Source organism: endosymbiont of Ridgeia piscesae (genome assembly GCF_001443665.1).
GTDB classification, from domain to species: domain Bacteria; phylum Pseudomonadota; class Gammaproteobacteria; order Chromatiales; family Chromatiaceae; genus Endoriftia; species Endoriftia persephonae.
On sequence record NZ_KQ557135.1, the window covers coordinates 11,387 to 31,785 of the forward strand.

20 protein-coding genes are annotated in these 20,399 nt (G+C 57.4%); 5 read left to right on the forward strand and 15 right to left on the reverse strand.

All coding sequences use genetic code 11. From position 1 onward, the window contains the following. Positions 1–11: 11 nt before the first annotated feature. From uvrC to Ga0074115_RS10815, 10 genes are all read right to left on the reverse strand, one after another. Positions 12–1,844: an excinuclease ABC subunit UvrC gene (gene uvrC / locus Ga0074115_RS10770; RefSeq protein ID WP_057955538.1), complete on the reverse strand. Its 1,833-nt coding sequence runs from the start codon at positions 1,842–1,844 to the stop codon at positions 12–14. Between the two features lie 2 nt (positions 1,845–1,846). Continuing rightward, positions 1,847–2,476: a uracil-DNA glycosylase gene (locus Ga0074115_RS10775; protein WP_057955539.1), complete on the reverse strand. Its 630-nt coding sequence runs from the start codon at positions 2,474–2,476 to the stop codon at positions 1,847–1,849. Next, the gene (locus Ga0074115_RS10780) at positions 2,469–3,119 is read right to left on the reverse strand and encodes a response regulator (protein WP_060528509.1); all 651 of its coding nucleotides are present in this window, start codon (positions 3,117–3,119) and stop codon (positions 2,469–2,471) included. The genes Ga0074115_RS10775 and Ga0074115_RS10780 overlap by 8 nt, the downstream gene beginning before the upstream one ends. Positions 3,120–3,317: 198 nt before the next feature. Beyond that, positions 3,318–3,809 carry a DUF1249 domain-containing protein gene (locus Ga0074115_RS10785; RefSeq protein WP_005965270.1) on the reverse strand — a complete coding sequence of 164 codons (492 nt, stop codon included), beginning with the start codon at positions 3,807–3,809 and terminating at the stop codon, positions 3,318–3,320. Between the two features lie 122 nt (positions 3,810–3,931). Further along, positions 3,932–4,309: a thioredoxin gene (gene trxA / locus Ga0074115_RS10790; protein WP_057955541.1), complete on the reverse strand. Its 378-nt coding sequence runs from the start codon at positions 4,307–4,309 to the stop codon at positions 3,932–3,934. Positions 4,310–4,458: 149 nt separating this feature from the next. After that, the gene (gene adk / locus Ga0074115_RS10795) at positions 4,459–5,103 is read right to left on the reverse strand and encodes an adenylate kinase (protein WP_060528513.1); all 645 of its coding nucleotides are present in this window, start codon (positions 5,101–5,103) and stop codon (positions 4,459–4,461) included. Positions 5,104–5,226: 123 nt separating this feature from the next. Then, complete coding sequence (locus Ga0074115_RS10800; protein ID WP_232433050.1) at positions 5,227–6,258, reverse strand: M48 family metallopeptidase; 1,032 nt, start codon at positions 6,256–6,258, stop codon at positions 5,227–5,229. Next, positions 6,255–7,316 (reverse strand): YjgN family protein, encoded by a 1,062-nt coding sequence (locus Ga0074115_RS10805; RefSeq protein WP_057955542.1) that lies wholly within the window; start codon positions 7,314–7,316, stop codon positions 6,255–6,257. Before Ga0074115_RS10805 ends, Ga0074115_RS10800 begins: the two co-directional genes overlap by 4 nt. A gap of 43 nt (positions 7,317–7,359) precedes the next feature. Further along, the gene (locus Ga0074115_RS10810; protein ID WP_057955543.1) at positions 7,360–7,668 is read right to left on the reverse strand and encodes a hypothetical protein; all 309 of its coding nucleotides are present in this window, start codon (positions 7,666–7,668) and stop codon (positions 7,360–7,362) included. 234 nt (positions 7,669–7,902) lie between these two features. After that, positions 7,903–8,547, reverse strand: a complete 645-nt coding sequence (locus tag Ga0074115_RS10815; RefSeq protein WP_157292742.1) for a PEP-CTERM sorting domain-containing protein — start codon at positions 8,545–8,547, stop codon at positions 7,903–7,905. A 558-nt stretch (positions 8,548–9,105) separates the two neighbouring features. Between Ga0074115_RS10815 and Ga0074115_RS10820 the strand changes: the two genes are divergently transcribed. The 5 genes from Ga0074115_RS10820 (at position 9,106) to Ga0074115_RS10845 (ending at position 16,547) form a co-directional block, all read left to right on the forward strand. Next, a complete protein-coding gene (locus Ga0074115_RS10820) occupies positions 9,106–9,912 on the forward strand; it encodes a cupredoxin domain-containing protein (protein WP_232433051.1) in 807 nt (268 codons plus the stop codon). Between the two features lie 351 nt (positions 9,913–10,263). Continuing rightward, on the forward strand, positions 10,264–10,893 hold the full coding sequence (locus tag Ga0074115_RS10825) for a thiopurine S-methyltransferase (RefSeq protein WP_232433052.1): 630 nt from the start codon (positions 10,264–10,266) through the stop codon (positions 10,891–10,893). A 1-nt stretch (position 10,894) separates the two neighbouring features. Continuing rightward, positions 10,895–11,425 (forward strand): hypothetical protein, encoded by a 531-nt coding sequence (locus Ga0074115_RS10830; protein WP_057955546.1) that lies wholly within the window; start codon positions 10,895–10,897, stop codon positions 11,423–11,425. Positions 11,426–11,441: 16 nt separating this feature from the next. Continuing rightward, on the forward strand, positions 11,442–13,388 hold the full coding sequence (locus tag Ga0074115_RS16830) for an efflux RND transporter periplasmic adaptor subunit (protein WP_232433053.1): 1,947 nt from the start codon (positions 11,442–11,444) through the stop codon (positions 13,386–13,388). A 237-nt stretch (positions 13,389–13,625) separates the two neighbouring features. Beyond that, a complete protein-coding gene (locus tag Ga0074115_RS10845) occupies positions 13,626–16,547 on the forward strand; it encodes an efflux RND transporter permease subunit (protein ID WP_057955547.1) in 2,922 nt (973 codons plus the stop codon). Positions 16,548–16,573: 26 nt separating this feature from the next. Here the strand turns inward: Ga0074115_RS10845 and Ga0074115_RS10850 are convergent, their stop codons facing one another. From Ga0074115_RS10850 to Ga0074115_RS10870, 5 genes are all read right to left on the reverse strand, one after another. Beyond that, complete coding sequence (locus Ga0074115_RS10850; protein WP_232433054.1) at positions 16,574–17,125, reverse strand: type II secretion system protein N; 552 nt, start codon at positions 17,123–17,125, stop codon at positions 16,574–16,576. A 2-nt stretch (positions 17,126–17,127) separates the two neighbouring features. Continuing rightward, the gene (gene gspM / locus Ga0074115_RS10855) at positions 17,128–17,718 is read right to left on the reverse strand and encodes a type II secretion system protein GspM (protein WP_057955549.1); all 591 of its coding nucleotides are present in this window, start codon (positions 17,716–17,718) and stop codon (positions 17,128–17,130) included. Continuing rightward, a complete protein-coding gene (locus Ga0074115_RS10860; RefSeq protein WP_232433055.1) occupies positions 17,715–18,806 on the reverse strand; it encodes a PilN domain-containing protein in 1,092 nt (363 codons plus the stop codon). Before Ga0074115_RS10860 ends, gspM begins: the two co-directional genes overlap by 4 nt. Continuing rightward, the gene (locus Ga0074115_RS10865) at positions 18,799–19,578 is read right to left on the reverse strand and encodes a type II secretion system minor pseudopilin (RefSeq protein ID WP_057955558.1); all 780 of its coding nucleotides are present in this window, start codon (positions 19,576–19,578) and stop codon (positions 18,799–18,801) included. The genes Ga0074115_RS10860 and Ga0074115_RS10865 overlap by 8 nt, the downstream gene beginning before the upstream one ends. A gap of 139 nt (positions 19,579–19,717) precedes the next feature. Continuing rightward, positions 19,718–20,386 (reverse strand): prepilin-type N-terminal cleavage/methylation domain-containing protein, encoded by a 669-nt coding sequence (locus tag Ga0074115_RS10870; RefSeq protein WP_157292744.1) that lies wholly within the window; start codon positions 20,384–20,386, stop codon positions 19,718–19,720. Between the last annotated feature and the right edge of the window lie 13 nt (positions 20,387–20,399).

Sequence of the window (20,399 nt, forward strand, 5' to 3'; positions counted from 1 at the left end):
ATAAGAATCCACTAACTCTCTTCATGAAAGGCCTGATAGATCAGTCGCGCCAGCTTCAGGCTAACCCCATCGACCCGTGCGATATCCTCGACCCCGGCCCGGGTCAGCTCCTGCAATCCACCAAACTGCTTCAACAGCCGCTGACGGCGCTTTGGACCGATCCCCGGCAACGCCTCCAGCACCGAGGTCTTACGACTGCGGGCACGGCGCTGGCGATGACCTGTGATCGCAAACCGATGTGCCTCATCACGGATCTGCTGCACCAGGTGCAGCGCCGGTGAATCCGCCGGCAGTATAATTGGCGTGCTATCGCCGAACAAGAAGAGCTGCTCCATGCCCGCCTTGCGGTCCGGCCCTTTCGCCACCCCCACCAGGGTCAGCCCGGCGATACCCAGCTCGACCAGAATCTCATGCGCCGTGCTCAGCTGCCCTTTGCCACCGTCAATGAAGAGGATATCAGGCAGCGCCACCTCCCCCTTCTTGATACGGGTATAGCGCCGCTCCAGCGCCTGGCGCATCGCCGCATAGTCATCGCCGGGTGTGATGCCATCGATATTGAAGCGGCGGTAATCCGATTTGAGCGGGCCCTCGGCATTGAACACCACGCAGGAGGCGACCGTTTTCTCTCCGCGAGTATGGCTGATATCAAAGCACTCCATACGCGACGGCGACTCATCCAGCCCCAGCGCCTGCTGCAGTCGCTCGAGCCGCCCCTGCATATCGATGCGGCTGGCGAGCCGCGCCTTCAGTGCCAGTTCAGCGTTGTTCAGCGCCATCTGCAGCCAACGCGCCCGCTCGCCGCGCAGCCGATGACTGATGCGCACTCGTCGCCCCGCCTGTTCACCGAGCACCTGCTCCAGCAGGGTCTGATCTTCACCAGCATGACTGAGGATGATCTCCGCCGGCACCGCCTTCTCCAGATAGTACTGGGCGACGAAAGCAGAGAGCACCGCCCCCGCCTCTGCGCCAGCGGGTATTGTGGGAAAGAAGGCCTTGTTACCCAGATTGCGACCGGCGCGGATAAAGAATACCTGGACGCAGGCGGTCCCCGCTTGCAGCGCCACCGCGACGATATCCAGATCGCCCCGTTCGCCGCTGACATACTGACGTTCCTGAATTCGGTTGAGAAGTTTGATCTGATCTCGGTAGAGCGCCGCCTGCTCGAACGCCAGCGCCGCAGAGGCCGCCTCCATGCGCGCCACCAGCGCATCCACCACCGTACTGGTCTTACCATCGAGAAACAGCTCGGCGTGGCGCACATCCTCGCGGTAGTCGGTCTCGCTGATCAGGCCGACACAAGGCGCGCTGCAGCGTTTGATCTGATACTGCAGGCAGGCTCGCGAGCGGTTGCGAAAGAAACCCTCCTCACACTGGCGCACCGGAAACAGCTTCTGCAACAGCTGCAAGGTCTCGCGGGTCGAACCGGCGCTCGGATAGGGGCCGAAGTAGCGTCCACCACCCTTGCGTGAGCCGCGTCGGAAACTGAGCGCCGGGAACGGCTGGTCGGTGGAGAGGTAGATGTAGGGGTAGCTCTTGTCGTCCCGCAGCAGCACATTGTAGCGCGGCTTGAGCGACTTGATCAGGTTGTTCTCCAGGATCAGCGCTTCGGCCTCGGTGTGGGTCACCGTCACCTCGATGCGTTCGATCTGGACGACCATGCGCTGGATGCGCAGATTGAGAGCGCGGGTGAAGTAGCTGCTCACCCGCCGCTTCAGATTCTTCGCCTTGCCGACATAGAGCACCTTGTCGTCGGTGCCGATCATACGATAGACCCCGGGCCTGGAGGTCAGCGTCTTGAGAAAGGCCTTAGCGTCGAAACAAGCTTTAGACGACGGTTCACTCATCGTCAGAGAGTCTGCAGCAGCTCTCTGGCACGCGCAAACACCTGCTCGAACATCGCTGTGGTGAGTCGTTTTGTCTGGGTGTTGTAGCGGCTGCAGTGGTAGGAGTCGAGCAGCCGGAGGCCATTCGGCAGGCGGTGTTCAGCCGCATGGCCGAAGGCAAACGCCTTCAGCTTCTGCCCGGATGCCTTGAGCACCGCGTTGTGGGCAATGCAACCCAACGCTAGCACCACAGCCCCCTTCTCCAGGCTTGCCAGCTCCTGGCTGAGGTAGTGGTTGCAGTTGTTAATCTCCACCCCCTGCGGTTTGTTCTGCGGTGGCAGGCACTTCACCGCGTTGGTGATGCGGCAGTCGAACAGCTGCAGGTCATCATCTGCCGCCACCGATTCGGCCCGGCTGGCAAAACCGTAGCGGTGCAGCGTCTGGTAGAGCAGGATGCCGGCGTGATCTCCGGTGAACGGGCGTCCGCTCGCGTTCGCCCCATGCATGCCCGGCGCCAGTCCCACCAGCAGCAGGCGAGCGGCAGGATCACCAAACGGCGCCACCGGACGACAGTGGTAATCGGGGTGGTCCTGCCGGGTCTGATCGAGGAACGCCGCCAGCCGATCACAACGGCAGCAGTGCAGATCAAACACTGTCGACCTTGTCGCTGAGAATGCCGTGGCGATAGGCGAGCCGCGTCAGCTCCACATCGTTGCGCACATCGAGCTTCTCATAGATACGCTGGCGGTAGGTGCTGACAGTCTTGGGGCTGAGGCTGAGACCATCGGAGATCTCCTGGTTGCGTTGCCCCTCCAGGATCATCAGCATCACTTGGGTCTCGCGGGAGGAGAGGCCTTGGAAGGGAGTGGCGGAGTGGCGCTTCCAATCGGTGAGGATATGTTTTCTTGCGACATCGGAGGAGACAAAGGGCTGACCGCGGAACACGCTGCGGATCGCCTGGATCATCTCATCTGCCGGGCAGCCTTTGGTCAGATAACCCATTGCGCCCACCTCGTTAAGACGAGCAGGGAAGGGCTCGTTATCCAGCATGGTCAAGGCCACCACCTTCAAATCGGGAGCAATCCTCAGCAGTCGGCGGGTCGCCTCGATGCCACCAATGCCAGGCATGTTCACATCCATCAGCACCACATCGGGCCGATCCTGCTGCACCATCTGGATCGCCGTTTCACCACTGCCCGCCTCGCCCACCACGCTGATGTCAGGCACCTGCGTCAAGATACTCTTGACGCCGGTACGCACCAGTTCGTGATCGTCAACCAACAACACTCTGATCATCTGATTCCTCGCTGTTCAGAGGTATCGCCCACACTGCTTGATATCGGCCTGCACGCAACTGACAGGCGCACATCGTCCCCAGCCTGGGGGGGGGTGCAAACTATTCCGCCGAAGAAGAGACCATCGAGTTTACAAGGGTGGCTTAGATTGAACAACGGAACCGCTCCCGAAGGCTTGTGGGCTGCAAAGCAGATCACATCAGGAGACCACCCAACGCTCTCGGCTGGATGCATACTCAGGCCCACCGGCGCCAAAGCCATGCCCCTGGATGACACAGAACGCCAGCCATTTGGAGAGGAACAGGTTCAACTTCCAACGCTGCTCCAGGGTCGGGTTATCGCCCCACTTTTTCAAGGGTAAGGCCGACTGGCGCAGGTCGACGATATCGACCTGTTTGGAGTCGTGATAGACACGCAGATTGGCGTCCGGATCAGGATAGTGGCCACCGGCATGGGGAAAGAAGTAGGTAAGATGGAGCAAGCTGGTGTAGGGGGTCTGTTCGAGCACCTCCAGATGGAGGTCCATACCATGATCGAGACAGGAGAGGGCCCGCCCCTGCATCAACCGAAGTTCTGGCGCAAGCCGCAGCAACAGCCGGTAGTTCTCCTCACTCAGATCGAGCAGCGCGCCCACATTCGGCCTGCCATTCAGCAGGCTCTTTAGACTCCAAGGGTAACAGGGGGCTCGCATCGCGTCGGTCCAGACCTCTCAATTCAACACAGGAGGCCATGATACAGCCACTTGCCCCTGCTGCGGACACAAAAAAACCCCGACAGGCCCTAACACCGCCGGGGTCTTTTCGGAATGACCGCTCAGGCGTCCTGGCCGCCCTTCTGCTCTGCTTCGATCTGCGCCCGCACCTCGTCCATATCGAGTTCACTGGCCTTGTCCAGCAGATCACGGAAGCCCGACTCCGGCAACGCACCCGCCTGGGAGAAAATGATGATGTTCTCACGGAAGATCATCAGGGTCGGGATCGAGCGCACCTGGAAGTGCATCGCCAGTTCCTGCTCGTCTTCGGTATTCACCTTGGCGAAGACCATATTCGGATTGTCTTCGGCAACCTTTTCATAGGTCGGGGCGAAGGAGCGACAGGGACCACACCAGGGCGCCCAGAAATCGATGATCACGAAATCGTTATTGGTGATGGTCTCTTCGAACGTGTCCTTGGTGAGTTCTACGACAGCCACAGCATGCCCCTTAACAATTTAGTAAAAAGTTGGCGGATTCTATCAGAATATTCTAATAAGTTCATCCAGCAAATTGCCCGCCATTCCCTCAACTGAATGCCATAAAAAAGCCGGGCTTAGCCCGGCTTTTCAGCATTCTTCAGTGAAGATCAGCCCAGTCCGCTGAAGATCTGGTCGCGGATCTCGTCCACCCCGCCAACACCGTTGATCTTAATGTATTTGCAACTACCGGCATCTGCCTCTTTGGTGTAGAAGGTGATCAGCGGCTCGGTCTGGTCATGGTAGACCTTGAGACGCGCCTTTACGGTCTCTTCCTGATCATCATCGCGCTGAATCAGATCCTCACCGGTCTCGTCATCCTTGCCCTCCACCTTGGGCGGATTGAAGGTGACGTGGTAGGTGCGACCGGAGGCGAGATGCACCCGACGACCGGACATGCGCTTGATGATCTCCTCATCGGGCACATCGATCTCCACCACTGCGTCGATCGGCACACCGGCCTCTTTCAGCGCTTCTGCCTGGGGAATGGTGCGGGGGAATCCGTCGAACAGGTAGCCGTTGGCGCAATCGTCCTGGGCAATGCGCTCTTTCACCATGCCCATGATGATATCGTCAGAGACCAGACCGCCCTCATCCATGATCTTCTTCGCCGCCTTGCCCAGGTCGGTGCCCTGTTTAACGTGAGCACGCAACATGTCACCAGTGGAGATCTGGGGAATGCTGTACTTCTCTTTGATGTAGTTTGCCTGGGTACCCTTGCCCGCACCGGGGCCGCCCAACAGAATCACGCGCATGTTCATCACTCCTTAATCTGGTGTAACACTCTTTTCATACCACTTGAGTCTGACACACTATGGCGCAAGCGGACTATTCGAGGCTATCAATGGGCGGATATAGCGACCTTATGCGTCACGTCACTAGCCTTCCCCTAGACCCCAGCGAGCGATCATCTCGATCCGCTCCTGGGTCATCGGATGAGTGGAGAGATAGCTCAGCGCTCCACTCTCCTCCCCCCCATGACTCTCCCCAAGGCGTTGGAGCATCCGACCCAGATGTTGCCGATCCAACCCGGCGCGCTGCATCAGCAAGACCGCATAGCGGTCCGCCTCGCTCTCGAACTCGCGAGAGTAGTGACTCTCGACCAGCAGCACCGGCAGTGCTGCCAACAGTGCCCCGCTGGAGGCGGCATCCCCCACAAATAGAGTGGTCAGCAGCACCAGCAGCGAATCCTGCAGCACATGGCGGACCCCGTGACGATACACCAGATGCCCGATCTCATGGGCAAACACCCCCATCACTTCTGCATCCGCCTGTGCTAGCTCGATCAGCTCATCGGTCACTACCACGATGCCCGAGGGCAGCGCGAAGGCGTTGGCGCCGATCGTGCCGCCAGCTCGGAACTGCAGCTGAAGCGGCGTCGCGGCATCGGCCTCCCGAACCATCCGCTGGAACAGTTGCCGATAGTGCTGCCGCTCTGTCTCTGACAGCTTAGAGGGTCCCAGCCAACGCTTGTCGAGCAGCGCCAGCACCTCCTCTCCCAGGATCAGGTCAAGCTGGAGCGGCGTGGCAAATGCGAGGTAACGTGACGCCAGCGGCACTCCCTGAGAGATCATCAACCAACCAAGCCCAAGTGCCAAAGACACGGCCAGAATCACATAGCGGTAGCGGCTCTCCAGATGGTGCAACCAGCGGCCTTCCCCTTTCCTATCAGTCAGCGCCTCCAGTTGCAGCATGAAGTCATGATTGGCCACTTCAAGCTTGCCGCCCTCGGGCAGAAAGACCCCCTGAGGCGCACTCCCCAGCTGAGGGGTGATACGCAGTTCCGAGGTCGGCCAGAAGCACTCGCCGGTGGCATACTCGATCCACAGGTCACGGCCATTCAGTGAGACACGAACCCGCCGTGCCTGTGACTGGCGACCATCGAAATAGAGCGCCTCGGTGGTGATCAAAGGCCAAGATCCACATCAAACACATCGCCGACACCCTCACCCGTGGCGGCCACCTGCTCTGCCTGATCGGCGAGAAAACCATCCAGGTCTCCCTGCGGAATAAACTGCAGCGTCTCCGCCCGGTAGCGGGCCATGCGGATCTTTGCCCAAGGGATCAGCAGACCCAGCGAGAGGATGATGGCCAGCGCATTGGTCAGCAACAACACAATCAACTTGCGTGCCTGCATATGGCTCTCAAAACGATGACCGTTAAGGTCGGTATGGTTCCAGATTAGGTTGGCGATGCGCGCCTTGATGAAACCATATACCAACAGATAGCCAACCAGGATTGGCAGCAGGCCCAGCGGGCTGCCACGCATCTCGACCGGCGGCTCACCGGCTGGCTGTGCCGACATCGTCATCACGCTTTCGAACAACCGGCTGCCGAGCATGCCACCCAGAAAAAATACCCCCAGCAACAGCAGTCCGGCCAGTAGATAGGTTTTATAGAACCTACCAAGCGGTGCCTCCATCGCAAATGCGCTCGTTCCATAGCGACTCTGGCCGAGGATGAAACGGCTGCGCCGCTGATCAAAAAATGGATAGAGCAGACCCAGACTGAGCGGCAGCAGAATCGGCAGACCGATAAACACTTTGATCGCCTTGGAGTAGTTCTGCTCGAAGCCAAAGCGGATGTTGCGATAGGCCGAGTTGTGCGCACGAAACGCCAGTGCCTTGTTGACGACCCAGGGCATCGCAATCAGAAACAGCAGCGAGGCAAGCAAATCAAACGGTGGTGCGATCGAGGTCAGGCCAAGATAGAGGATGAAAAAACCGACTGCGATCAGGCGCCCTTTGAGGATCATCATCGGCCCGGCCAGATAGTCGAAGGTCGCTCCCGCAAGCCGGGTATTGGCATAGAAATAACGCTGGGTACGCACCTTCGCCCACGCTGAATAGATGCCGAGGGTGAGGATCGTCAGCACCAGATTGACGATCCAGATACGAAAAAACTCTCCGAACTGGCCGGTAAATTCAAACGAAAGTGAAGAGGATGACTGCAGATCCTTTGTTTCCATGTCAGGTGGCTCTTTTGCTTTCTCCCTGTCTATAAAAATGCCTCTATTTCTTCTCCACTATCCGATCCAGTTTCGGCCGGGGGGAATCCGCCAGCCACTGATCAAGATGCGCCCCCTGCTCGTCCACCCGCATGGTGTAATCGAGACCGGGGCAAACATCCGGATACTGCTCATGGATCGCTTGACAAAGCTCCCACGCCTGCTGGTTACGCTGGAACAGTGCATTGTGCTGCGACACCTGACGCAACTGCTCCTTCACTTCCCGCCTGGTAGAGCGAATCTCCATCACTAGAAAAACCAGGATAACGACGAAAACCAGCAATGCCGAAAGTGTCGCAAAATCGAAAGACATGACTATTTTTCCTTGGGATATCAGAGCGGCATACACTAACCGATCAATTCCAGGGTGAGAACCTCAAACACCAACCAACCACGAAAAGTGGGGCCGATTGGCCCCACTTTCCACATACCATCTGACCTCCAGCCGCAGACAGAGGCCAGTAGAATGGCTGTTATTTTTCCGACAGATTCAACACCTTGATATTGAGCCGCCTTGTCCCTATGTCAAACACTCTGCTTGGCCCGTTCAGCTGGACTTTTTACGGAAGCCAAACAGACCACCCACCAAACCGATCCCGAGCAGAGTCAAGCTGCCAGGCTCCGGCACAGAGGCGTTCTCGGTCACCAAGTGAACATTGCTGACAGCGACAGCAGAATCGAGACCGCCATCACTCGGAAGGTTAGAGACAAGCTGAAACTCCATACCAAGCAGGGTCACGCCTGCATCAAGACCAGAGAGATCCCAACTGACGCTGCCAGCATCCGTCCAATTGACGGAAAAATCATCAATAAGAGCGCCTGTGTCCCCATTGAAGACGAATGCATAAAACTCATCATCATTGCCCGCAGGCTCAGAAAAAGAGAAGTCAAAGTCCAAGCTCAACAAACCAGTGGGAACATCGATACCAGGATCACCCATAAGAGGGTCGTTCGAAAGCAAGGTGATGCTGAAAGCTGGATTCTCCTCCATCAGAGCCGAGCCACCATCAACCGCCACGGATACGGTTGGGTCAGCATAAAAATCGTTCAGATCAAGTGGGATAACCGCGGCCTGAGCGGAGAAGGCCGCCATGGCTAAAGAGCAGAAGGCTAAAGTGATTTTAGTGATTTTTCTCATTTTTTTCGATCCCCATGCTTGATTTTTTTCATGATTGAAGTAGCGATTGGCCATGAGCATACTTCGTGCCAATTTTGTTTTTTTCTTGACTTCAAATACTTACAACAACCCTCTAAAAACCATACAAAAACTATGTAAATTTTACCGACACCACAAACACCCTTATTCAGGCACCTTGCTACGAGGCACGGCAAATACTTCTATTAGGCTGGACAACCACACAAATAGTAGGAATCCAAGTCCCGGTCGGTGGGAAAAAAAACCCATATCCAGGCCATTTCACAAGGGGAAATCAAACAAATCGCAGGCTCTGCTCCGTCATTTGTTGTAAAAATTTCCGACAATTGTCAATGCCATCCCGTTACTGTATAAACGCAAACGCAAACGCAAACGCCGCATGGGGTAGTAATTATTGCCAGGAACGGGTTCACAGATTCCATTGAACGACCTCAGAGTTTCCACAAAAAATCTCGAATTTTACTCAGGTTGGGGTATCTGTGCTGGTCGATGGGAACCTAAAGCATCCATCTTGGCAGCGGCGCCCGCACCGTTATTGGCCTTGCGTCAATACTTCGTTACTTATGCACTACATACAGGAAGGGGAAAACAACAATGAAAAAGCGAATGCTCGCACTTAGCCTTGCAATGACGATGCCACTCTTTTCCGGTCAGGCATCCGCACAGGTACGCCACCTCTATCTGGCGGCTACCGATGGCTATCACAACCTGCCCGACCACAACACTTATGGGATAACTCCCGCCACTCTCGCAGCCGCGCCGTACCGTAAGGTCTACATGCGCGGCTTCTGTGACGATGTCGATGGCACCCAGGCCGTACCCGGCTGTGCCAACATGCCGGCGCCGATCATCGACGTGACCCAGGGCGATGACGTCTTTGTCCATCTACGCAACATCGGCAATGCTAACCCCAACGCACCGGTCGATGCTCACTACAACGAACGCGTACTGATGCGCACAATAAACATTGGCTACGCCGAAGTGCCCTGGCACGCTCATGGCTGGCACTTCACCCGCGTCGGAAAGGACGCCAACCCCATCGCCCCCGCCAATCAAAAGCAGGAATACACCGTGCATATCGGCTCCGGTGAAACCCATGATTTGATAACTAAGTTCAAAGACCTACGTACAACTGGCAGCTACGCCAGTAACTCTATGATCTCCACTCAGGGTAGCGGTCTGAACGAAATTGCGGCTGCTTGGGGGGTCTATGGAGTTGATCCTGCAGCCCATGACAACAACCTGGATGTGCAGTGGTACCCCATACACAGCCATAACGACTACAACGTCACCAACAACGGCGCTTACCCTGGCGGGATGGCTGTACTGGTCCGCGCCTCAGTCGCACCACCACCAGCCGCATCGCCTGTCCGCCAGCGCGGTTCTGCCCCCCGTCGCTAGATTCGCCTTCAGCTAATCTATAGCCGTCGATACGGAGAGAGCGGCTTCGGCCGCTCTCTCCGCTTTCAATCGTGTTAGATCGAATTCCAGTGGGCCACACATTCCACCTGGCTATCGCGATGGAGCATTAATTATGCAACTACGATCATTTTTTTTAACTCTCCCCCTGCTCTCCCTCTACCAACCTGCCGCCATAGCGGACAGCGACCATGAGCCCCCTAAACACCAGCCTCCAGCCCGGCACGGTGCACCCAACCACACACAACGCCCCCCATCTTTGCGCAAGGCCCCCTCTTCGGGGCGACTCGCCGTTGAAAAGATCATCCTTTGCGGACGAGGACTACAATAGAGGTGCACTATCGCCTGATCGACGTGGAAGAGCTTCCCGCCCATCCGATGACCACATCAATCCTCGATGATCAGAGCAAACGCATCGTGCCGATCAGTAAACTGCCAATGCTGGTTGAACCAGTCTCTGCTGAAAAGGCCGCCTCGACTCCGCCCGGCAAGCTCTTTTTCTGGGACAAGGAGGGTCTGATCAAGCCAGGCAGCCAAGTTTCAGTCATGGTAGCGGGACTAGCCACCCTCCATCTCCCGGTCGAGGCCGGCCCTGACTACGACCCCACAGCCGCCGAAACAGTGGAGGCTGTGATTCAAAAACCACAGCTTCCACCAGACGCGACTTTGACGGTGCATCAAGCTAAAGACTCTGGCAACGGGCTACTCAACATCTGGTTCTCCACCACCGGGGTAAACGCCATCACCGCCGGTGCCGAACACACCTACGCAATCAATCAAAAGACCGGCGAGAAGCTGCCCGTTCTGCGCGTTCCCCGCATCGGGCTGCTGGCCCCCAAGCACTTGGGGCAAATGGAGGGCTCTTTTATGGTGGTCGACAATCAGCGCCAGCAGGTACAGCGCGGTGATCGCATCACTGTCGTCGTCGTTGGTCTCGAGCAACCTGATGTTCTGGTGGAATAAAATGCGGCCAACCAAACTGATACAGATACTCTGCGCCTTTACCCTGCTATCCAGTTACCTGCAAAACCCGCAGGCGGCGAAACTGGAGACGAACGTCAAGAACGATCCGCGGCTGCACGAAGGGGCTATCTACTACGGCAAGAACAATCAGATCGAGGATGTAGCCGTCCCTCTCGGGGGGCTTGTCGGTTCCGATACGGTGGACGGCGTCAGCGTCGGCCTCTATGTCTTCCAGGCCAGTTCCCCCGAACGCCATCAACCCGGTGCAAAGGGGCCAACTCACCTGTTCAACATCACCTTCACCGAAGAGGAAGATGGCAACCTCATCAACCAGGTACTCGGGGCGCTACTGATCCAGGGACCGGGGCCAAAAGCGGAGACCCGCTACCGCATCCACCCATTCAAGTCCCATCAGCAGGTGGCCGTGCGCCTCGACCATGAGGGTGAGTATCGACTCTCTGTCGAATACCTGGCTCGCAACCAGCAAGGAAAAACAAAAGCCTTTCCCTTCGTCTATATACGAAAAAAATAATAAGAGCAGAGCCAGCATGAAAACAATCAGAATCCGTCTTGCGCTCCTATTTCTATCACTAATCATCTCTTCGGCTAACGTTGCCCTGGCGCAGCAGATCGAAGACGCCAAGCAGCAGAAAATGGCGCATTCCACGACTACCATACCAGTACAGACGGCAACCCCACGGGCCGTCTATGTCTGCCCTATGCACCCGGATGAGACCAGCCGCGAGCCCGGTAACTGCAGCATCTGCGGCATGTTTTTGGTCGAAAAGCAGGCGAATAGCAAGACAAGTGGGATGTCCATGCAGCCGGGCAAAATTGACACTCAACACGCCCTAGACGCCGCCGCGGCAAAAAAGATGCCGAGTGAAATATGCGTATTCCCTGCGAAGAGACAAACCGGGGCTCCAGCAGATGGGATGGTGATGACCTCCGCTGCACAGCACAACCACTCTGATCATCAGCATGCAGCTGCCACCATGGTGGCGTCGATGTCCGCGCCGCAGGCCACCTACGTTTGCCCCATGCACCCGAATGAGACCAGCCACAAGCCCGGTAACTGCAGCATCTGCGGCATGTTTCTGGTCGAATCCACGGCAGCGGGTTCAGTAGAAGGGATGGAGATGGACCCGGCCATGGAGCATGATCATGCTGGTCACCAGCATGATCCGACGGCCATGCCGATGCCAGAGGCAGCACCACAGCCCAATCCTGCTGAACAACCCGCGCCCCAACTGCAGCCAAAGACGGCATCCAGCAGCCAAACCCTCTATGTCTGCCCCATGCACCCGAATGAGACCAGCCACGAGCCCGGTCGCTGCAGCATCTGCGGCATGTTTCTGGTCGAATCTACGGCAGAGGGTTCAGTAGAAGGGATGGAGATGGACCCGACCATGGAGCATGATCATGCTGGTCACCAGCATGCTCCGACGGCCATGCCGATACCAGAGGCAGCACCACAGCCCAATCCTGCTGAACACCCCGTTCCCCACCTGCGCCAGCAGACAACAGCCAGCGGCCAAACCCTCTATGTCTGCCCCATGCACCCGCAGATCGTTGCCAAAGACCCTGGTAGTTGCCCGATCTGCGGCATGGATCTGGAACCAGTTGAACGAGAAGCTGAGGCAGAGAGTGGCGCTCACATCAATGTCTCTGTCAGCCCGGAGATCATGCAGAGCCTCGGCATCCGTACCGCCAGGCTACAGCAAATGACCTTCAGCCGCACAGCTGAGACCATGGGATACATCGAGTATGACAAGACTCGCATGCGCCATGTCTACGCCCCTGCAAACGGTAATGTGGAAAATCTGAGTGTACGCTCTGAAGGCGAACGGGTGCAGAAAGGGCAGTTCCTATTCAAACTCTTCACCGCCGCCCTCTCCGACTACTACGATGATACCTTCGCTCAACTAGACGATATTGTGGTCGATCTGCCAATCATCGAGGGGCAGTATGTCATGCCCACCACCAAGGTGATGACATTGGCCGATCTCTCCAGCGTCTGGGTGCTGGCCGATGTGTTTGAATCCCAGGCAAGCTGGATCCGCCGCGGCCAACAGGCCGAGGTACGCACCCCCAACCATGCCGGTCGCGTCTGGAGGGGGGAGGTTGAATATATCTACCCCAGCCTGGACCCCGAGACCCGCACTCTGAAGGTGCGTATGCGTTTCGATAACCCCGACGAGGCGCTGATCCCAAACATGTTGGCCGAGATCACTATCCACGGTCCCCCGCAGCCCAACATCCTGGCCCTGCCCAAGGAGGCACTAATCCAGACCGGGCACCAGCAGCGTGTCATCCTGGCGTTGGGCGATGGCCACTTCCAGCCACATCCGGTCCAAACGGGCCAAGAGTTTGGGGATTGGATCGAGATCACTGCCGGCCTCACTCCCAGCGATGAAGTGGTCGTCTCAGGACAGTTTCTGATCGACTCCGAAGCCAGCCTCAAGGGCAGCCTCGCCCGCCTGCACACCCATTAATCAAACTAAAAACGAGGGCCGTCACGGATACCTGCTGTTTCTTTCGGAAGGGGCCATGAAGCGATTCCTGTGGACCTGGCCGCAGCCTATTAAGCAGGGAGCTATCGATGCCGCGATGAGGGGGCTCAGGGTAGCCCCGCCAGCGGCATTTTCTCTAGAGCCAGTCCATATCGGTGACTCAGTAACCAATCTGACATCGGGCTATATAACCACCTTAAAAACCAAACTGGAGCTAGCATGATTGCTGCAGTTATTCGTTGGTCCTTAGCGAACCGACCGCTCGTTCTTTTACTCACACTACTGTTGACTGGCTGGGGGCTGGTATCACTCCAAAAGACTCCGATCGACGCCCTGCCTGATCTCTCCGATGCCCAGGTCATCATCAAGACCAGCTACCCTGGCCAGGCCCCCGGGGTGGTAGAGGCGCAGGTTACCTACCCACTTACCACTGCCATGCTGTCGGTACCCGGCACTGTGGCAGTGCGTGGCTACTCCTACTTCGGCGACTCATTCGTCTACGTGGTATTCGAAGACGGCACCGATCTCTATTGGGCCCGCTCGCGGGTATTGGAGTACCTCTCACAGGTCAGCGCCAGATTACCCGATGGCGCCACCCCCGCACTCGGACCCGACGCCTCGGGTGTCGGCTGGATCTACCAATACGCCCTGGTGGACCGACAGCAGAAGCATGACCTGAGCCAACTCCGCTCGATCCAGGACTGGTTCCTCAAGTATGAGTTGCAGACTGTACCCGGGGTGGCCGAGGTGGCAACCGTGGGCGGCATGGTGCGCCAATATCAGGTGGTTCTTGAACCCAATCTACTGCGCCTCTATAACATCCCACTCTCCCAGGTAAAACAGGCAATCCAAGACGCCAACCGTGAGGTGGGCGGTTCAGTCATCGAGCAGGCAGAGGCAGAACAGATCGTCTACGCCACCGGCTATCTGCAGGGGGTGAAGGATCTGGCCCAGGTACCATTGGGACTCAGCTCCAAAGGCACTCCAATCTTACTGAAGGATGTGGCAAAGATCCGCCTCGGCCCACAGATGCGGCGCGGCATCGCCGAGCTGGATGGTCTGGGAGAGGTGGTTGGCGGCATCGTGGTGATGCGCTGGAAAGAGAATGCCCGCGCCACCATCGAAGCCGTAAAACAGAAGCTGGAGGGGCTCAAGGCGGGGCTGCCAGAGGGTGTGGAGATCGTCGAGACCTACGACCGTTCACGCTTGATCAACAGCTCGGTTGACAACCTGCAACAGCGGCTGATTGAGGAGTTTATCGTCGTCTCCCTGATCTGCATCCTGTTTCTGTTCCACCTGCGCACCTCGCTGATCATCATCACCAGCCTGCCCGTTGGCATCCTGGCCGCCTTCGGCATCATGCAGTGGCAGGGGATCAATGCCAATATCATGTCGCTCGGCGGCATTGCGATTGCCATCGGCACCATGGTAGACGCCGCCATCGTGATGTTGGAAAACGTTCATAAGCACGCGGAACGCAATGGCGGAATCTGCCGCTGGGAACAGATCGAGGCGGCGGCCATCGAGGTCGGATCACCGCTCTTCTTTTCACTGGTGATCATCACCCTCAGTTTTCTGCCGGTCTTCGTGCTGCAGGGCCAGGAGGGGCGGCTCTTCTCCCCCCTCGCCTACACCAAGACCTACGCCATGGCCGCCGCCGCCATCCTCTCAATCACCCTGGTGCCGGTGCTGATGGGCTACTTCATCCGCGGTCGGCTACCGCAGGAGGCAAGCAACCCGATCAACCGTTGGACCATCCGCGGCTATCTGCCGGTGATTCGGCTCACCCTGCGTCACCCTATCGCTGTACTCTCTATCAGTCTGCTGCTGACCCTCACTGCTATCTGGCCAATCAGCCAGATCGGCTCGGAGTTCATGCCTGAACTCGATGAGGGGGATCTGATGTACATGCCCACCACCTTCCCTGGGCTCTCAATCGGCAAGGCACAGGAGCTGTTGCAACAGACCGACCGACTGATCCGCACCGTACCAGAGGTCGAGCGGGTATTCGGCAAGATTGGACGCGCTGAAACCGCCACCGATCCAGCCCCCCTGACCATGATCGAGACCACCATCACTCTCAAACCAAAGTCTGAGTGGCGGGAGGGGATGACCCTGGAGAGACTCAAGCAGGTGCTAGACCAGCGGGTCGATGGCGGACGCTATCTAAAGATCAAGATCGATCGTTTGCGGGCGGCGCGCTTCGGCCTCAACATCAAAGATGTCCAGGAGATCATCAGCACCGCCATCGGTGGTGTGAATGTCACCGAGACTGTCGAAGGCCTCGAACGCTATCCGGTAAATATCCGTTATCCGCGCGCCATTCGCGATAGTGGGGAGAAGCTACGCACCCTCCCCATCATCACGCCAAACGGTCGCCACATCACCCTCGGTCAGATCACTCAGATCGAGGTGGAGGATGGTCCGCCAATGATCAAGAGCGAAAATGCCCGTCCCAACGGGTGGGTCTTTGTCGATATCCGTGGACGGGATCTCGGCTCCTACGTCGCTGAGGCGCGGCAGCGGGTCGACGCGGCGATCACCCTACCGCCGAACTATTCGATCACTTGGTCGGGACAGTACGAGCACTACCAGCGTGCCAATGCACGGCTGATCCAGGTCATCCCGCTGACCTTTATCATCATCCTGGTGCTGCTCTACCTGGCGTTTCGCAACCTCACTGAGGTTGGGATCATCATCGCCACCCTACCCTTCGCCCTGACCGGCGGCGCCTGGATGCTCTATCTGCTCGACTTCAATCTCTCGATCGCCGTCGGTATCGGTTTTATCGCCCTGGCCGGCATCGCCGTAGAGACCGCAGTGGTCATGATTGTTTACCTCAATCAGTCCTACCGGGCCGCACTAGAGGCGATAGAGCCGCACGATCGCCGGCTGACCCGGGAGGAGTTGAGCGAGTCGGTGATCGAGGGCGCGGTGATGCGGGTCCGACCCAAGATCATGACCGTGGCCAGCGTTATCTTTGGCCTGCTGCCAGTCCTGCTGGCAAGTGGTAGCGGATCGGATGTGATGCGCCCCATCGCGGCGCCGATGGTGGGGGGTATGTTGAGCGCTGCCCTGCTCACCCTAGTGGTGGTTCCTGCGGTCTTCTATCTATGGAAACAACGAGAGAGTGAGAGCTAATCAAGGCATGTTATGAGATGCAGCCTCTACTTCTGATCTGCAGATGACGGCTCAACACGTCGGATCGCGCTCCTGCCACCTTGATCAGCATCGAGCGCCAATTCGATATGGCTACCATTCTGTCTCATCACCACCCGATCCCTGGCGACCTCGGCAACCGACCAACCACTATAATTATCCCCAACCTGTAGACGGATCACCGAGTTACCCCGCACCTCTCTTACCACAGCGATGCGCCGCTGATTGACACTCACTATCCCCTCCAACTGTAGACTGGGGCGCACCTGTACCACCGGCTGAACCTGTCGGATCTTCGGCTGAGGCGCCACACGCCCTTCAATAAACAGAGGGCGCTCAAGCACCTCACGGAAGGCACTGCGGGGCGGGATGGCATAGGCGCCCCTGTCTGGCAATTTCAGCGTGTTAGCCACCCCATCCGCCTGGGTGGATACTGGCGGCGAGTCGTCCTGCTTCCGCTCCATATCTTCCCATTGCAGAAGCAGTAGCTTGCCAAGCCCCGCAAGGGCCAACAGCAACAACAGGCTGAGGATATTAATACGGCCACTGATGCTATTCACCCTCAGCCCCTGATGTAACCCGACAGAACAAAAGTACAAGCAAGCTCAGTCCCGGCCCTAGCCCACTGATTTCTGCCCGCTGCCCCATGGCGGCGGGATGTGCGTTTTCCTTGCAGCTGCAGATCAGAGATAAGCAGATAGGGCTCTCCCGATTCCAGTGCATAGAGAACACCAAATATCGACTCCATCGCCCCCTTCATACTAACCCGGATAGAGACCCTGCCGAAGCTGCCATCTTGTTCGATCGGTAGCACCCGTGTACTCAAGAGCTTGCCCCGGCTCGAGCGAACTACACGGGTCAATATACCTTGGAGCTCAGCACCGCCAAGAGACTCACTCTGTGCCTTCAGATAACGCTTGTCCCTCCGGTTAGCCATCTCTAGTTGCTGATACTGTTGTTGTAACGCTTCCGCTACAGCCACCGAACGTTGATAGATCTCAATGCGTTTGCGGACGCTGGAAATTTCATCATCGTAGGATTGCTTGATCGTCAAATACGGGATCAGCAGAGCCGCCGTGCCCCCGACAACAAGCAACAGCAGCAATAGCTGTGCTGCCAGCTTGCGCAGGCTGGGAGATACACCAAGCTTCATCGAGTCGCCTCCGTGACAAATTGCGCGGAGAGATGGAACCGCTCCATATCATTGATTGCGTTCTTGGTAATGGAGGAGCGAAAGCGTGCATCGCTAAAGCTATTCGATGACTCCAGCAACGAGATTAGCGTCGACGCCGACGCAGAAAAACCATGCACCTGCACATCTCCCGCATCAATCTCGAGTTGATCGAGCCAGGTATTATCCGGCAACAGATGCGTCAGTTCATTGATCACCTCCAACACCGGGGCGTGTTCCATTCTCTTTTCGAGGATAAATCCAGCCTCATTTTTAGCTGTATCGACCCGCTCCCGTAACTCACGTGCCTTCACCACCTGCTGCTTGAGCTGAGCTGCCTTGAGCTGCAAACGCTCCAACTCAACGCTCTTCTCCCAGAGCGGAAAGAGCAGATTGCTCAAACCAAGCAGCAGCACCAGACCTGCGAGCAGATAGTTGAAGCGCCTGGCAAAGGAGTAGCCCCTTCTCCGCTGCTCCCCCGGCATAAGATTCAGCTCGAGCGATTCGCCGGCAATCTCGCCATCCACCGTGACCGCATCCAATCGGATTGCGTGTTTGCTGAGCTGCTCCAAAAGCAGATCGACACGCCCCTTGGGGGCGACATAGAGATCAATCGTCAGGGTCTGGCTGCCCCGATTGCGGGCAACGCACAGGGAATCGAAGTAGACTTGCGACAACCTGAACGGCGTCTCCTGCTCCAGCTGAAAGGTGAGCACCTCCCGCAGATTGGATTCCGCAACCCTGGGTAGGATTAGCCGCTTTTTCAGATAGCCCTCTGGGGGCAGAATCAGCTCCACTCTTCTCGCATCCTGCAACAGGAGTCGCTCTCTACCCAGCCCTGACGGATCGATCAAGCCAACCATCACGGGCTCGCCCCCCTTCGTCCCTTTGACCACACGCCTGATAGCGAGGTCATCACCCTCTACGACAATCTGGTAGACCTGCCCTCCAAACAGAATTCGCTTAACAAACTCTGGCATCATTCCGGTCAGTTCAGCAATCCACCAGTGCCAAAATTGAGCGGCTAGATCCTGCATCCGGGCGAACGACATAGCACTCTGTTCAGCCATCCTTCACCTCTTGGTCTCCCGCCAGCTCCCGCCAGGCAAGGATGCGGTAACGCCGTTGCAGATTGCCGCTGATATCAACGACCGCCCTGACATGAGAACGGCCACCCTGCCCCGTCACTGCCCGCACATCAAGATGGTAGATCGGGTATGCCGGCAACTGCCGGGGGAGCGAGCCTGGCACTTGTGGCCTGTCTATCTGCCGGCCAGCCGAACCCCGCATCACAGCCGCCTCTTGCTGCTCCAGCTGGCGCAACAATGCAGCCGGGGCTTGTGCGCTGTCGAGGGCCCCACCTTTTGAATGCACGGTGATGAAGGGTACGATTGCACGGTAGGTCTCTGCCGTCATCCCCAGTACCATCTTCAGCTCCTGCTCACTCTTGAAGCGAGCGTTGGCAGGACGATAGGCCAGCCCGGCTGCTGCATACTGCCTGGCCTCCGCCCCCTGTAACCGAATCAGGTCATCAGCATCTCGCCAATCGAGGATGGCATCAACGAGGGAACGGGCCTGCTCCTTCTTCATACCAGTCGAGACAATCAGCGCTTCCAGGGTCGAGGACGTGGCCTGGTTGATATCGGTAAGTCCAGTCGCATTGATGATCGAAACGGTGAGCCGTGTTCCCTCAAACTCAACCTGATTCTCCACACCCCGCAATTGAAAACCGCCCTCTCTGGATGACACAAGCAGATCATCGATCGCCATATACAGACCTGCCTCTGCATGTAATCGGGCCTGCAGTGCCTCTCGTTGATTGGCGGCCAGATTCAGCTCCATTCTACCGTTTCTGGCGTGGCTGCCCCCAATCACACTGAGCAGGACAATCAGCCACAACACCAAGAGCAACGCAATACCCCGTTCACCCTTGCCAGCCCTGTGCATTTTTACTTCATACCTCTCTTCCCACACAACGCGACTATCGGCCCCTGCGTCTCGAACGCGATCTCGGCTTGATACTCACTGTTGCCTGCAGATCTGATCTGACCCGAATAATCTTCTCTCGCACTGGCGCCCCATCCTCAATGCTAAAGCTAAAACTGATTAGCTGGGGATAGGCTGACTCCTCCTGACGCCACCGCTCAACCCAGCCTAGATCTGTTGTCCGATGTTGCCCGTAATAAGCGATACGAAACTCGCTCAGTCCGTGCAACAACACTTGACTGGGGGCCTCCTCATCAATCCTTAAAGGATGATCACCCGGCAGCCGCGGAAGGTAGAAGAGCACCAGTTTCCCCCCACCATCCACGGAGGTGAATCTCAACAAGTACTCATAGTCTGCGAATCGCTCATCATACTCAGGCGCCGGCGCGATAAAGGCGAGCTGATTTGCCTCACCGTCAAACAAGAGATGCTCTTTTCCCCCGTCGCTATAACGCCCCATCTGCAGCTGCCGAATCATCTTTGCCAGCAGGCGCTCCGCAGCACGGCCGGCATCACCTGACCCCACGCGCCGGATCCCTGCTTCCCAGCTCCTGCTTGCGTAGTGGACCGAACTGAAGGCTGCGGTCATCAGCAGCGACAGCAGAGCCACGGCAACCAAGATCTCCAGCAGGGTAAACCCCTGTTGTCTATGGCGGTCATTCACCAGCGCCATCCAT